The organism is Streptomyces sp. GS7, from assembly GCF_009834125.1.
Lineage (GTDB): Bacteria > Actinomycetota > Actinomycetes > Streptomycetales > Streptomycetaceae > Streptomyces.
The window spans coordinates 568,805-584,790 of record NZ_CP047146.1; the positions used below are offsets into that span (position 1 = coordinate 568,805).

Here is a 15,986-nt window from a genome sequence, read left to right on the forward strand (position 1 = left end):
GAGTCTTGAGCAACACACCGCATGCCCGGCTGGACGGGCTGAAGTGCACCGTGACGGTCCGCGCCACCGACCCGTTGATGCGGGACCACACGGTGCACGGCACGAGCATCCTCCCCGGGGTCTCGTTCCTCGACCTGATCTACCGGATCCTGCGGTCCAAGGGCGTGGACACCGAGACCGCCGAACTGCGGCGGATCCTCTTCCAGCAGGCGGTGGCCGCGAGCGAGCGGTTCGACACCGAGCTGGAGTTCCGGTTCACGGGCCGGGCGGACCGGCGGCGCGTCACCGTGCGCGGCGTTCCGCTGCTGCGCGACGGCGGCCGCGGTGAGCCGTCCGACGTCCTGGAGTGCGAACTCCACCTCGGCGAGCCGTTTCCGCACCATCGCGTCGACCTCGCCGAGCTGCGGGACCGCGGCGCCCGCACGGTCGACATGGCGGAGCTGTACCGGGCCGTGCGGGCGGCCGGAATCGTGCACGGCGACTTCATGCGCGGCCGCGGCACCCTCCATGTCGCGGCCGGCGAGCTGCTCGCGGAGCTGTCCGTCAGCCCGTCCGCGGCCGCCTACCTCGACTACTTCCATCTCCATCCGGCCTGCCTGGACTCCGCGACGCTGCTGCCCTCGCAGTTCGCCGAGGCGTTCACCGAGCGCTTCGGCGAGGTCGCGCCGCAGGACCGCAAGCCCTACATCCCCATCTACATCGAGTCGTTCCGCGCCCGTCGGGCCCTGGGCGGCGACAACCGCGTCCACGCCCGGCCGCCCCGCTACGCGGGACACGACGCCGACCTCAACGTCTGCGACCTGGACTTCTACGACGCGGACGGCGTGCGGCAGATGTGGCTGCACGGGCTGACGTCCAAGCGGGTACGGCAGGCCGGTTCGATCACCCAGCTGACGCGGGTGGCGGCAGGCCCGGCCGAGGCGGCCGCGGCGGCCGAGGCGACGGCCACGGCGTCCGATGCCACCGGCGCGCCGGTGGCCGCGCCGGCCGCGGGCGTCGGGACCCTGCGCGATCTGATCAGCGCCCTGCTGGCCGAACGGCTCGGCACCACCGCCGACCGGATCGACCCGGAGCGCGGCTTCTACGAACTGGGACTGGAGTCCACGGCGCTGCTCGCGGTCGTACGGGAACTGGAGACCGCCCTGTCGACGGAGCTGTATCCGACGCTCCTGTTCGAGCACAACACCGTCCAGGGCCTCGCCGGCCATCTGCACGAGACGCTCGGGGACGTGGCGCCCGCGCCCGAGCCCCCCCAGGCGCACGGGGAGCGCGAACCCGAGAAGCGCGAAGTCGAGACGCGCGAAGCCGAGGGGGACGCGGCGCCGGCCGCCGCGCCGGACGTGCTGTACCTGGAGGGAGTCTGGGAGGACGCGCCGCCGCCGGTCGTGCCCGCCGGGGCCCCGGCAGGCACGCGGCTGCTGGTCGACCCGGCCGGACGCCTCGCCGCCCACCCGGGCCGGCACCGGGCGACCCGCGTCGGCTTCGGTGCCGCGTTCGCCGAAGAGGGCGACGGCTTCCGGCTCGACCCGGCGGTGGCGGAGCACTGGCAGCGCCTGTTCGCGCGGCTCGCCGCACGGGACGCGCTGCCCACCGAGGTCATCTGGGTCCCGGCGGAGACCGGCGCGGACCAGCGGGTACTGGAGCGCGAGTTCACCGCCCTGCTGCACTTCGCCGCCGCCCTGATGCGGCTGCCGGGCAAGCACGAGGTGCGACTCGTCTACTGCCTGACGCCGTCGGCGGCGGGCGGGGGCGGCTTCACGCCGCTGCGAGCCCTCGGCGGGATGTTCAAGAGCCTCCGGCTCGAACACCCCGGCATCCGCGCCACGTTGCTCGAAATCGACGTGCCGGCCGCGCAGCTGGCCGAGCGGGCCGAGGCCGAGCTGTCCGACGACGCGCACATGGACGTACGGATCCTCGGCGGGCGGCGCACCGTGCGCCGCTACCGCCGGACCGCCGCCGTGGACTCCGCGAGCCCCACCGCCGAGCCGCGCGAGGGCGGCGTCTACCTCATCACGGGCGGCCTCGGCGGCGTGGGCCTGGTGTTCGCGCGCCATCTGGCCGAGCGCCACCGGGCCCGGCTGGTGCTGTGCGGCCGCTCCCCGCTCGGCGCCGAGGAGCGGCGCCGTATCGACGAACTGACCGCGCTGGGCGCCGAGGTGCTGCACCAGGTCGCCGACGTCTCGCGCACCGAGGACGTGGCCGCGCTGGTCACGGCCGCCCGGCGGCGGTTCGGCGCCCTGCACGGTGTCATCCATGCCGCGGGCGTGCTGCGTGACGGCATGGTGGCGGGCAAGACCGCAGCGGACGCCGAGGCCGTCCTGGCGGCCAAGGTCGCCGGGACCGTGCACCTGGACCGCGCCACCGGCGCGGAGCCGCTGGACTTCTTCGTACTCTGCTCCTCCACGGCCGCGTCCTGGGGCAACGCCGGCCAGACCGACTACGCGTGCGCCAACGCCTTCCTGGACGCCTTCGCCGCCGAACGGGCGCGCCTGGCGGCCGCGGGCGAACGGCACGGCCGTACGGTCTCGATCGGCTGGCCCGCCTGGCGCAGCGGCGGGATGGGGCTGAGCGAGGACGCGGCGGCCGGGCTGCGGTCCATGGGCATGGAACCGCTCGACGACGCGACCGGTACCGGCATCCTGCTGACCGCGCTGGCCGGCACCGCGAGCCATGTCATCGCGATCGCGGGCCACCAGGAGCGGATGATCGAGTCGATCGGCCGCCATGCGCACCCCTTCCAGCAACTGGCGCTGGGAGAGCCGCCGGTCCAAGGCCGCGTCCGCGGCGCTGCCGTCCGGGCCACCGATGCCGCCGACGCCGTCGAGGACGACGCCATCGCCATCGTCGGTATCAGCGGCCGCTACCCGATGGCCGAGGACCTCGACCGCTTCTGGGAGAACCTGCGCGACGGCAGGGACTGCATCACCGAGGTCCCCGCGAGCCGCTGGGACCACGACGCGATCCACGCCCCCGAGCCGGGCACCCCGGGCCGCACCTACGGCCGCTGGGGCGGATTCCTCGACGGCATCGAGGAGTTCGACCCGCTCTTCTTCCACGTCTCGCCCAATGAGGCCGCGATCATCGACCCGCAGGAGCGGCTGTTCCTGCAGACCGTCTGGCACACCTTCGAGGACGCCGGGCACGCCCCGGCGAGCTGGAAGGGCCGCCCGGTCGGGGTGTACGTGGGCGTGATGTACAACCAGTACCAGCTGTTCGGCGTGCGCGGCCCGGACGAGCCCGCCGGGCTGGTCCCCTCCTCGTTCAACGCCGCCATCGCCAACCGCGCCTCGTACTTCTTCGACCTGCGCGGGCCGAGCATCGCCCTGGACACCATGTGCTCGTCCTCGCTCACCGCGATCCACCAGGCGTGCGAGAGCATCCTGCGCGGCGAGTGCGAGGCGGCCGTGGCGGGTGGCGTCAACCTCGCCGTCCACCCCAACAAGTACCTGTTGCTCGGCCAGGCATCCTTCCTGTCCACGGACGGCCGCTGCCGCGCCTTCGGCGCTTCCGGCGACGGCTACGTCCCCGGCGAGGGCGTGGGCGCCGTGCTGCTGCGGCCGCTGCGCGACGCCCTCCGGGACGGCGACCACGTGTACGCGGTCGTCCGCGGCCGGTCCCTCAACCACGGCGGGCGGACCGGCGGCTTCTCGGTGCCCAACCCGCAGGCGCAGGCCGAGCTGATGGCCGACGCCTTCCGGCGCTCCGGCACCGACCCCGCGACCCTCGGCTACATCGAGGCGCACGGCACCGGTACGTCGCTCGGCGACCCGATCGAAGTGGCGGGCCTGGAGAAGGCGTTCGCGCGGTCCGGGACGGGCGAGGCGGGTATCCCGATCGGGTCGGTGAAGTCCAACGTCGGCCACCTGGAGTCGGCGGCCGGCATCGCCGCGGTCACCAAGGTGGTGCTCCAGCTGCGCCACCGCGAGCTGGTCCCCTCGCTCCACGCCGAGCGGCTCAACACCACCATCGACTGGGACCGTTCGCCGTTCTACGTGCAGCGCGTGCGCACCCCCTGGCGGCCCGGTCCGGGCGGGGCGCCACTGCGCGCGGGCATCAGCTCCTTCGGGGCGGGGGGCGCCAACGCGCATCTGATCCTTGAGGAGTACCCGGAGCACGCCGAGCACGGCGCGGGCCCGGAGGCCGGAGGCGCGGGGGACCGCCTGTATGTGTTCTCGGCCAAGAACGAGGGCCGCCTGCACGACCTGCTGCGCCGCGTCACGGACTTCCTGGCCCGGCACTCCGGCGGACCGGACCCGGACGGCTGCGAACGCCGCCTCGCGCGGATCCTGGGCGAGCTGCCCGGCGCCGCCGCGGCCGGCTCGACGCCGAACGAGTCGCTGGCCGAACTCGGCCTGGACTACCCGGAGCTGGCCATGTTCGCACGGCGTATCGAGGAGGAGCTGGGAGTCGAACTGCCGCCCTCCTTCGTGGACGGCGAGGCCACGCTCCGCTCGCTGGCGGCACGGCTGTCCGGGCGGCTCGCGCCGCACGGTCCGCACGCGCCGGGTGCCGCGCCGGAAGGCGCCGTCGACCCCGACGACCTCGCCTTCACCCTCCAGTCGGGCCGGGACGCCATGGACGCCCGGCTCGCCGTCATCGCGTCCGGCCCCGCCCAGCTCGCCGAGCGGCTCTCCGCGCACCTCGCCGACGGGGCCCTCCCGCCCGGCACCCACCGCGGGCGGCGCGACCGCTCGGCCGCCCAGCCCGCCGCGGCCCGGCTCACCGCGGCCGCCGAGGCCGGCGACCTGGACGCGCTGGCGCGCGCCTGGGTCACCGGAGCCGAGGTCGACTTCGGCCCCCTGCACCGCGGGCGGCGGCCGCGGCGGCTGTCGCTGCCGGGCTACCCCTTCGAGCGCACCCGTTGCTGGATCACCCCGGCCTCGGCCGGGCCCCTGGCCCCCGCTCCGGCCCGTACGGGCGCTGTCGGCGCTCCGGGCGGTGCCGGTGCCCTGGGCGGTGTCGACGCCGTCGACCATCCGCTGCTCGGCGCATCCGCCGAACTGCCCGACGGCGCAAGCCTCTTCACCGCCCGGCTGTCGTTGACCGACCACCCGTGGCTCGCCGACCACCTGGTCGCGGGCTCTGCGCTGCTGCCGGGCACCGCGTTCGTCGAGCTGGTGGCGCACGTCGGCGCCCAGGTCGGCTGCCCGGTGATCGAGGACCTGACGCTGGCGGCGCCCCTGGCGCTGCCCGAGCGCGGCGCCATCCGGCTGACCGTCCAGGCAGCGGCCCCGGACGCCGAAGGACGGCGCCGGACCACCGTCCACGCACGGCCGGAGGAGGCGGCGGACGGCATCCCCTGGACCCGGCACGCGACCGGAACGCTCGCGCCCGGCGCACCGCCGGCGCCGTCGGGCCTCGGCCAGTGGCCGCCGAGCGGCGCCGAACCCGTGGCGATCGACGGGCTGTACGAGGGGCTGGCCGCCGCCGGACTCGGGTACGGCCCGGCGTTCCGCGGGCTGCGCGCGGTGTGGCGCCGGGGCCGCGACCTCTACGCCGAGGTCGCCCCACCGGAGGACGCACGTCAGGACACCGCCGGGTATGGCGTCCATCCGGCGCTCCTGGACGCGGCGCTGCACGCCATCGCCTACGGCTCCTTCCTCTCCGTACCGGACCAGCCGCATCTGCCGTTCGTCTGGAGCGGGGTCGCGCTGCACCCCGGTACGGGCGGTGGCGGCGGGCTGCGGGTGCGGATCAGCCCCGCGGGCCCGGACGCCGTGGCCCTTGAGGCCGCGAACGCCTCGGGCGCACCCGTGGCCACCGTCGAGTCGCTGGCCCTGCGTCCGGTGTCCCGGCGCGCCGGCTCCGCGGCATCCGACGCGCTGTTCCGCGTCGACTGGACCGCGCTGCCCCCCGCCGCCGGAACCGCTCCGGGGCGCTGCGCGGTGCTCGGGCCGGACGCGCTCGGCCTGGCCGCCGGGCTGGCGGCGGCCGGTGTGACCGCCGAGCCGTACGCCGGGGTGGCCGAACTCGCCGCCGCCGGCACGCTCCCCGAGCTGGTGTTCGTGCCCTGTGTGCCCCAGGCGGGTGGTGGGGCGGCGGCGGTTCGGGTGGCGGTGGGCCGGGTGCTGGGTCTGGTGCGGTCGTGGGTGGCGGAGGAGCGGTTCGCGGGCTCGCGGTTGGTGTTCGTGACGTGTGGTGGGGTGGCTGTCGGGTCCGGGGAGGACGTCGGTGACCTGGGCCAGGCGGCGGTATGGGGTCTGGTGCGGTCCGCGCAGTCCGAGCATCCCGGCCGGTTCGTCCTGCTTGATGTGCCCGAGGGCGAGCTGGACGCGGCGTGGGTGCGTGGGCTGCCTGAGGTGCTGGCCACCGCGGAACCGCAACTGGCCGTGCGTGCGGGGACGTTGTTTGTTCCGCGGTTGGGGCGTGCGGTGTCGTCGTCCCAGGGTTCCGTGTCCCAGGGTTCCGTTGTGCCGGCTGCGGCCGGGGGGGTGTGGCCTGCCGGTGGCACGGTGTTGATCACTGGTGCGTCGGGGGCGCTGGGGGGTTTGGTGGCTCGGCATCTTGTGGCGCGGCATGGGGTGCGTCGGCTGTTGTTGGTGAGTCGTCGTGGTGCTGCGGCGCCGGGTGCGGGGGTGTTGGAGGCGGAGTTGGTGGGTCGGGGTGCGGAGGTGAGGTGGGCTGCGTGTGATGTGGCGGATCGTGGTGCGTTGGGTGCGTTGCTGGCCACTGTTCCTGCCGAGCATCCGTTGACCGGTGTCGTGCATGCCGCTGGTGTGCTTGATGACGGGCTGGTGGCTGATCTGACGCCGGAGCGTTTTGAGACGGTCTTGCGGCCGAAGGTCGATGCGGCGGTCGCCTTGCACGAGCTGACGCGTGACTGTGATCTGTCTGCCTTCGTGTTGTTCTCCTCGGCGGCCGGTGTGCTGGGCGGTCCGGGGCAGGCCAACTACGCTGCGGCGAATGCCTGCTTGGACGCGTTGGCGCAGCATCGGAGGGTTCAGGGGTTGCCCGCGGTCTCCCTCGCCTGGGGCCTGTGGGAAGGCAGCGGAGGCACCGCGGGCATGGGCGGCTCGCTGGACGCGGCGGACCGGCGCCGTATGGGACGTACGGGCATCCAGGCGCTGTCCGCCGAGGACGGCCTGGAGCTGCTGGACCTGGCGGTGGGTTCGGACGCTCCCCAACTGATGCCGATCCGGCTGGACATGGCCGCGCTCACGGGCCGGGACGCCGCCGTGCCGCCGCTGCTGCGGGGCCTGGTGCGCGCACCGGGCAAGGGCGGCGGCACGGGCTTCGGCCGGGACGGCGCGGCGGACGCGCTGCGGCGGCGCCTGGCCGGGCTGCCGGACGCCGAACAGGGCGCCGAGCTGTCGCTTCTGGTGCGCGGTCAGGTGGCCGAGGTGCTCGGCTACGCGGGGACGGACGCCGTCGAAGCGGACCGCCCGTTCACCGAGCTCGGCTTCGACTCGTTGAGCGCCGTCGAGTTCCGCAACCGGATGGACGGCGCCACCGGGCTGCGGCTCCCGGCCACCCTGACATTCGACTACCCGACCCCGGCAGCACTCGTCGCCCACCTGCGGCAGGAGCTGGGCGGCGGCGGGGGCGGCGCGGCGGGAGTCCTGCGGGCCTTCGCCGAGCTGGACCGGCTGGAGAGCGAACTCGCCCGGTACGCCGAGGCCGACGAGACCATCGGCGGCCGGGTCGCCCAGCGTCTGAGGGACGCCGCGGCGCGGCTGGCTGCCGCACACAACGGCGCCTCCGGCGACGGCGAGGGCGGCGAAGACGGCGAACCGGACGGGACCACGGCCCTGGACCGGCTCGACTCGGCCACCGACGACGAGTTCTTCGCCTACCTCGACAGCCAGCTCGGCGGCTCCTGAGCAGCCGGTTCCCCTCCATCCGCCTCATCCGTTCGACGCCTGAGGAGCGACGACACCCCATGCACAACGAGGACCGGCTCCGCGACTATCTCAAGCGGCTCACCGCCGAGCTGCAACGCACCCGTAAGCAGCTCACCGAGGCCGAGGAACGGCACCGGGAGCCCATCGCGATCGTCGGCATGGGCTGCCGCTACCCCGGCGGTGTCGTGTCGCCGGAGGGACTGTGGGAGCTGGTGGCCACCGGCACCGACGCGGTCACCGAGTTCCCGGCCGACCGGGGCTGGGACCGCGACGGCCTGTACTGCCCGGACCCCGACCACCCGGGCACCGCCACCACCCGGGAGGGCGGCTTCCTGCACGACGCCGCCGGGTTCGACGCCGCGTTCTTCGCCATGTCCCCACGCGAGGCGCTGGTGACCGACCCGCAGCAGCGGCTGTTCCTGGAGACCGCCTGGGAGGCGGTGGAGCGCGCGGGCATCGACCCCCGCTCGCTGCGCGGCAGCCGCACCGGCGTCTTCGCGGGCCTGATGTACCACGACTACGCGGGCAGCAGCGCCGCGGGCAGCGTGGTGCCCGGCCGCGTCGCCTACGCGCTCGGCCTGGAGGGGCCCGCGGTCACCGTGGACACGGCCTGCTCGTCCTCGCTGGTGGCGCTGCACCAGGCGGTGCACGCGCTGCGCCGGGGCGAGTGCTCGCTGGCGCTGGCCGGCGGGGTCACCGTGATGGCCACACCGGAGACGTTCGTCGAGTTCAGCAGGCAGCGTGGGCTGGCGCCCGACGGCCGCTGCAAGTCGTTCGCGGGCGCGGCGGACGGCACCGGGTGGGCGGAGGGTGTCGGTGTCCTCGTGGTGGAGCGGCTGAGCGACGCACGCCGCAACGGGCACCCGGTGCTGGCCGTGGTGCGCGGCAGCGCGGTCAACCAGGACGGCGCCAGCAACGGGCTCACCGCGCCCAGCGGCCCCGCCCAGCAGCGCGTCATCCGCGACGCCCTGTTCGACGCCGGGCTGTCCACCGCGCAGGTCGACGCGGTGGAGGCACACGGCACCGGCACCCGGCTCGGCGACCCCATCGAGGCCCAGGCGCTGCTGGCCACCTATGGCCGGGACCGGGCGCCGGGGCGGCCGCTGTGGCTGGGCTCGGTGAAGTCCAACTTCGGCCACAGCCAGGCGGCCGCGGGCGTGGCCGGGGTCATCAAGATGGTCATGGCGATGCGGCACGGCACGCTGCCCGGGACGCTGCACGTGGACGAACCCACGCCGCACGTGGACTGGTCGGCGGGCGACGTGCGGCTGCTGACAGAGAGCGTGAGCTGGCCCGCGGCGGGCGAGCCGCGGCGGGCGGCCGTCTCCGCTTTCGGCGTCAGCGGCACCAACGCGCACGTCATCATCGAGCAGTCCGAGCAGTCCGAGCAGTCCGAGCAGTCCGAGCAGTCCGAGCAGTCCGCCGGGGCGCCGCCCGCGTCCGGGCCGCTGCCATGGGTGATCTCGGGCAGAACGCCGCAGGCCCTGCGTGCACAGGCCGCCCGGCTGCGCGACTGGGTCGCCGAGCGGCCCGGCCTGCGCCCCGTGGACGTGGCGTACTCGCTGGCCACCACGCGTACGGCCTTCGAGCACCGCGCGGTCGTGCTCGGCGCCGACCGGGACGAACTGCTCGCCGCCCTGGCCGCCGGACCGCAGGTCACGGGGACGGCGTCCGGCGGCGGCAGGGCGGCTTTCGTCCTCCCCGCCCTGTCCGGATCCGTAGCGGGGTCCGGGGAGGGCGGCGAGGCCGGGCAGGCCGCGCGGTGGGCCTGTACGGCCCGCGAACTGCTCGACTCCGCACCGGCGTTCACGGCGCACGTCGGCGCGTGCGAACGCGCGCTGGCACCCCTGGTGGACTGGTCGCTCACCGCCGTGCTGAGGGGTGAGCCGGGTGCCCCGCAGCACGGCCGCGCCGATGTCGCCGGGCTCGTACGGTTCACGATCGGCACCGCGCTGGCCGCGCTGTGGCGGGCGCACGGCGTGGAGCCGGCCGCCGTCGTCGCACAGGACGCGTCGGCAGCGGCCGCCGCGGCCTGTGTCGCGGGCGCGGTGTCCCTGGAGGACGCGCTCCACGCCGTGGTGACGGACCGTCAGGACCTGCTGCCGCACGCCGCCGCCACCCCCGTGCCCGTATACGCCACGCTCGACGCCGCGCGTCCGCTGTTCGACCAGGACGTCGGCGTCCTGATCGCCCTGGGACCGGACGAGCGGCTCACCGAACGCCTTCGGGAGCTACCGGGCGGCGGTGAGACCGCGGTCGTGGGCATCGCACCGGGCGGCGAGAGCGCGCCGCGCGCCTTCCTGGCCGCATTCGCCCAGGCGTACGCGCACGGCTGCGCGCCCGACTGGCAGGCGTACTTCGCGGACACCGGTGCCCGTCACGTGGACCTGCCCACCTACGCCTTCCAGCGCGAGCGGTACTGGCGCGACAGCGCCGCGGCCCCGGTCGACCCCGGCCGTCTCGGTCTGCGCACCGCCGGACACCCGATGCTGGGCGCCGCCGTATCCCTCGCGGACGCCGAGGGCCTGTTGTTCACCGGCCGCCTCTCGGTCGGTACGCATGCGTGGCTGGCCGACCACGCCGTCGGGGACGCCGTACTGCTGCCCGGCACCGCCTTCGCCGAACTGGCGCTGCGCGCCGGGGAGGAGGCGGGCTGCGACCTGCTCGAAGAGCTGACGCTCGAAGCCCCGCTGGTGCTGCCCGAGAGCGGCGGGGTGTGGCTCCAGGTCACCGTCGGCGCACCCGACGAGCATGGTCGCCGCACGGTGGCCCTGTACTCCCGCCCCGACGGCGCAGCGGATGCGGATGCGGACGCGGATGCGCCGGGCGGGCCGGGCGGGACGGAGCCGTGGACCCGGCACGCCACCGGCCTGCTGGCCACCGGCACCCGGCCCGGAACCCCCGCCGGGTGGTCCTGGCCGCCGGAGGGCGCCGACGCGCTGCGCCCCGACGACATCTACGACCGGATGGCCGCGGCCGGTCTCCGGTACGGCCCCGCCTTCCGCGCCGTACGGGCGGTATGGCGGCGCGGTGACGAGCTGTTCGCCGAGGTGGCGCTGGACGAGGCCACGGCGGCGGGCGAGTTCGGGCTGCACCCGGCACTGCTGGACGCCGCGCTGCACCCGCTCGCCCTCGGCCTGCCCGGCTTCGGCGACGAGGGGAACGGAAGCGGCGAGCCGGAGTCCGGGCGGCCCCGGCTGCCGTTCGCCTGGCGAGGGGTCGCGCTGCATGCCGCGGGCGCCTCGGCGCTGCGGGTGCGGCTGACCGCACATGACGACACGGTGCGTGTGGAGGCGTTCGACGCCACCGGTGCGCCCGTGGCCCGGGTCGACTCGCTCGTCGTACGTACCGTGCCGGAGGGCGCGCTCTCCGGCGTCACGCCCCAGGGCCCGCCGCTCTACCGCGTCGAGTGGACGCCGGTGCAGCTGCCGCCGGAGGGGTCGGACGGGCCCGTGCGGTGGGCCGTGCTCGGCCCGGACGAATCGGGGCTGGCCGCCGGGCTACGCGACCGGGGGATGCAGGTCCAGACGTACGAGGCAGGCGACGGCCTCACGTCGCTGAGCGGCGATCCGCAGGTGGTGTTCGTGCCCTGTGTGCCCCAGGCGGGTGGTGGGGCGGCGGCGGTTCGGGTGGCGGTGGGCCGGGTGCTGGGTCTGGTGCGGTCGTGGGTGGCGGAGGAGAGGTTCGCGGGCTCGCGGTTGGTGTTCGTGACGTGTGGTGGGGTGGCTGTCGGGTCCGGGGAGGACGTCGGTGACCTGGGCCAGGCGGCGGTGTGGGGTCTGGTGCGGTCCGCGCAGTCCGAGCATCCCGGCCGGTTCGTTCTGCTTGATGTGCCCGAGGGCGAGCTGGACGCGGCGTGGGTGCGTGGGCTGCCTGAGGTGCTGGCCACCGCGGAACCGCAACTGGCCGTGCGTGCGGGGACGTTGTTTGTTCCGCGGTTGGCGCGTGCGGTGTCGTTGTCGCAGGGTTCCGTGTCCCAGGGTTCCGTTGTGCCGGCTGCGGCCGGGGGGGTGTGGCCTGCCTGCGGCACGGTGTTGATCACTGGTGCGTCGGGGGCGCTGGGGGGTTTGGTGGCTCGGCATCTTGTGGCGCGGCATGGGGTGCGGCGGCTGTTGTTGGTGAGTCGTCGTGGTGCTGCGGCGCCGGGTGCGGGGGTGTTGGAGGCGGAGTTGGTGGGTCGGGGTGCGGAGGTGAGGTGGGCTGCGTGTGATGTGGCGGATCGTGGTGCGTTGGGTGCGTTGCTGGCCACTGTTCCTGCCGAGCATCCGTTGACTGGCGTGGTGCATGCGGCCGGTGTGCTTGATGACGGGCTGGTGGCCGATCTGACCCCGGAGCGGTTCGAGACCGTCTTGCGGCCGAAGGTCGATGCGGCGGTCGCCTTGCACGAGCTGACGCGTGACTGTGATCTGTCTGCCTTCGTGCTGTTTTCTTCCGTGGCTGGTGTGCTGGGCGGTCCGGGGCAGGCCAACTACGCCGCCGCGAATGCCTGCTTGGACGCGTTGGCGCAGCACCGCAGGGTTCAGGGGCTGCCCGCGGTCTCCCTCGCCTGGGGCCTGTGGGAGCCGAGCAGCGGGATGACGGGTGGTCTGGACGAGGCGGTGCGGGACCGCATGGCCCGCACCGGTTTCCCTCCGCTGTCCGCCGAGGACGGCCTGGAGCTGCTGGACCTGGCGCTCGACACGGTGCTCGACACGGCGCCCGATACGGCCGGAGCGGCCGGCGGTGCCGCGCTCGTGCCCGTACGGCTCGACCTGGGCGCGCTGCGCGCCCAGGCGGCCGCCGGCGGTGTGCCCGCGCTGCTGCGCGGCCTGGTCGACGTGCCGGTGCGCCGGGTTGCCCGTACCCGGACGGCCGCCGCCGGGGACAACGGCACCGCACCGGCGCACCGGCTGGCCGCGCTGCCCGCAGGCGAGCGGGAGGAGGCGCTGCTGGAGCTGGTGCGCACGGCCACCGCCGCGGTGCTGGGCTTCGACGCGGCGGGCGCGGTCGACCCGCGCCGTACGTTCCAGGACCTGGGCATCGGGTCGCTGAGTTCGGTGGAGCTGCGCAACCGGCTGGCCGCGGACACCGGACTGCACCTGCCGGGCACCCTGGTCTTCGACCACCCGACGCCCGTCGAGGCGGGCCGGTACCTGCTCACCCTGCTGCCTGATCCGGAGCCCGGCGCGGGCACCGCCGCCGTCACGGCGCCCGCCACCGCCACCGACGACGATCCCGTCGTGGTCGTCGCGATGGGTTGCCGCCTGCCGGGCGACGTGGCCGGTCCCGAGGACCTGTGGCACCTGCTCGCCTCGGGCGAGGAGGCGGTCTCGCCGGTCCCGGGCGACCGCGACTGGGCCGCGTCCGGCGGGTCCGGTGCGGACAACGGCGGGTTCGTGGACGGTGCGTTCGACCCGGACGTCTTCGGTATGGCGCCGGACGAGGCGGCGGCCGCGGACCCGCAGTGCCGACTGCTGCTCCAGGTCGCCTGGGAGGCGTTCGAGCGCGCCCGGATCGTCTCCGGTTCCCTGTCCGGCAGCCGGACCGGGGTGTTCGTGGGCCTGACGCACCAGGAGGGCGGCGCGGTCGGCGAGGAGATCTCCGGTTCGGTGGCCGCTGCCTTCGGGCTGGCGGGCCCGGCCGTCACGGTGAACACCGCGTGCTCCTCGTCGCTGGTGGCGCTGCACCTGGCGGCCCAGGCGCTGCGGCAGGGGGAGTGCACGCTGGCGCTGGCCGCGGGTGTCACGGTGTACGGGACCGAGGCCGTCTTCGCCGCCTACCGGCAGCGGCAGCGCGGCGGCCTCGCGGCGGACGGCCGGTGCAGGGCGTTCGCCGCGGCGGCCGACGGTACCCGGCTCGCCGAGGGCGCCGGAGTGCTCGTACTGGAGCGGTTGTCGGACGCGCGGCGCGCCGGGCACCCCGTGCTCGCCGTCGTACGGGGGAGCGCGGTCGGCCGCGGCGGCACGGGGGCGGCCGACGCCGCCGCCCAGCGGCAGGTGATCTCCCAGGCGCTGGAGCGGGCCGGGCTGGCCGCCCACGAGGTGGACGCGGTCGAGGCGCACGGCTTCGGCACGGTGGACGGCGACGCGGCCGAAGTGCGCGCGCTCCAGGAGGCGTACGGTCCGGACCGGCCCGCCGACCGGCCGCTGCGCCTGGGCACGGTCAAGGCGAACATCGGGCACACCCAGGCCGCGGCCGGGGTCGCGGGGGTGATCAAGTCGGTGCTCGCGCTGCGGCACGGCGTCCTGCCGCGCACCCCGCACGCCGACGAGCCCTCGCCGCACCTCGACCGGTCCTCGGGCGCCGTGCGGCTGCTGGGCGAGGCGGCGCCGTGGCCGCGGGCGGACGCACCGCGCCGGATCGGCGTCTCGGCGTTCGGCACGAGCGGCACCAACGCGCATGTGATCATCGAGCAGGCCCCGCCCGCCACCGGCGACGACGCGGCGGCCGCCGCCGTCGTGCGGCCCTCCCCGCCGCCCGTGCCGTGCGTGCTGTCGGCGGCGTCCCCGCAGGCGCTGCGGGACCAGGCGCGGCGGCTGCTCGGCCATGTGGAAGCCCGGCCCGAGGCGGAACCCGCGGACCTCGCCCGCTCGCTGGCCACCACGCGTACGGCCTTCGCGCACCGCGCGGTCGCGCTCGGCGCCGACCGGGACGAACTGCTCGCCGCCCTGGGCGCGTTGGCGCGCGGCGACGAGGAGGCGCACGGCGTGCTGCGGGGCACCGCCGCCGACGGCCGGATCGGCTTCCACTTCACCGCGCACGGCGGCCGCCGGCCGACCGTGGGGCGGGCGCTGTACCGCGCCCACCGGGTGTACGCCGAGGCGCTCGACGGCGTCGCCGCGCGCCTGGACGTCCATCTCGGCCGCCCGCTGCGCGATGTCGTCTGGTACGAGCCGGAGTTGCTGGAGCAGGCGGAGTACGGGCATCCCGCGCTCTTCGCCGTGCAGGTGGCGATGTTCCGGCTGCTGGAGCACTGGGGGCTGCGGCCGGACCGGCTGTCCGGCTCCTCGGTCGGCGCGCTGGCCGCCGCCCATGTCGCAGGGGTGCTCGACCTGGACGACGCGGCCGCGCTGGCGGTGGCACACGGCCGTCTCGCGGGCGGTGAACGGACCGGGGGCGCGACCCGTGGTCCGGTCGAGGGCCTGCCCGGGGATCTGCCGGAGGAGTTCCGGCGGGTGGCCGAGAAGGCGACCTACTGTGCACCGCGCGTCCCGCTCGTGTCCGCCGCCGACGGGCGGGCGGTCGCCGACGCGGAACTCGCCTCGCCCGAGTACTGGCTGCGGCACGCACGGGAAGTGGAGTCCCCCGCCCCGCGGGGTGCGGTGCTCGAACTCGGGCCGCACGGAGCGCACTTCGCGGGGCACGAGGCGCCCGGGGGTGCCTCGGCGTCCCGTGCGCTGGCCGAGACCCTGGGCCGGGCCCACGTACGGGGCGTGGCGGTGGATTGGGACGCCGTGTTCGGCGGCCTGTCCGCACGCGTGGTGGACCTGCCGACGTACGCGTTCCAGGGGCGGCGGGAGGCCGGGTGGACGCCGCTGGCGGAGGCGGGCACGCCTCGGCTGTCCGGGACCTGGCTCGTCGTGCTGCCCTCCGGCGGCACGGGCGGCCCCGGCGATCTCGGCGACCCGCTCCTGGGCGCGCTGCTGCGGCACGGCGCCCAGGTCGTGGCCCTCCCGGCGGCCCCCGCCGACAGCCGCGACGCCCTCGCCCGCCGGCTGCGCCAACTCCTCGACGGCCGCGGCCCGGTGGCCGGCGTCCTGTCCTGCCTGGCCACCGCGGCCACCCCGGACGCCGAACCTGCCGACAGCGCGCGGACGCTGCTCGGTGCGCTCGGCGAGGCCGCCGTGCACGCCCCGCTGTGGTGCGTGACGCAGGGCGCGGTGGCGGTGGCCGCCGCCGAGCGGCCCGCTCGCGGGCGGCAGGTCGGGCTGTGGAGCCTGGGCCCTGCGGCGGCCCGTGAACACCCGGGCCGCTGGGGCGGGTTGGTGGACCTGCCGCCGGTCCTCGACGAGCGGGCGCGGACCCGGTTGTGCGGCCTGTTGGCCGCCGGGCCGGCGGACGGCGACGCGGCCGTACGGGAGACGGGCGTGTTCACCCGCCCGTACGCCGGCTGAAACGACGGGCGAAACCCCCTGTGCGGATCCGCACAGGGGGTTCGTCGTACCG

2 protein-coding genes are annotated in these 15,986 nt (G+C 75.7%); both read left to right on the top strand.

Features of this window, described 5'->3' with window-relative positions; all coding sequences use genetic code 11:
- The first annotated feature begins 5 nt into the window (after positions 1–5).
- Positions 6–7,820, top strand: coding sequence for an SDR family NAD(P)-dependent oxidoreductase (locus GR130_RS02350; RefSeq protein WP_236572714.1), 7,815 nt, complete (start codon positions 6–8; stop codon positions 7,818–7,820).
- A gap of 59 nt (positions 7,821–7,879) precedes the next feature.
- A complete protein-coding gene (locus tag GR130_RS02355) occupies positions 7,880–15,934 on the top strand; it encodes a type I polyketide synthase (RefSeq protein ID WP_159503164.1) in 8,055 nt (2,684 codons plus the stop codon).
- The last annotated feature ends 52 nt before the right edge of the window (positions 15,935–15,986 follow it).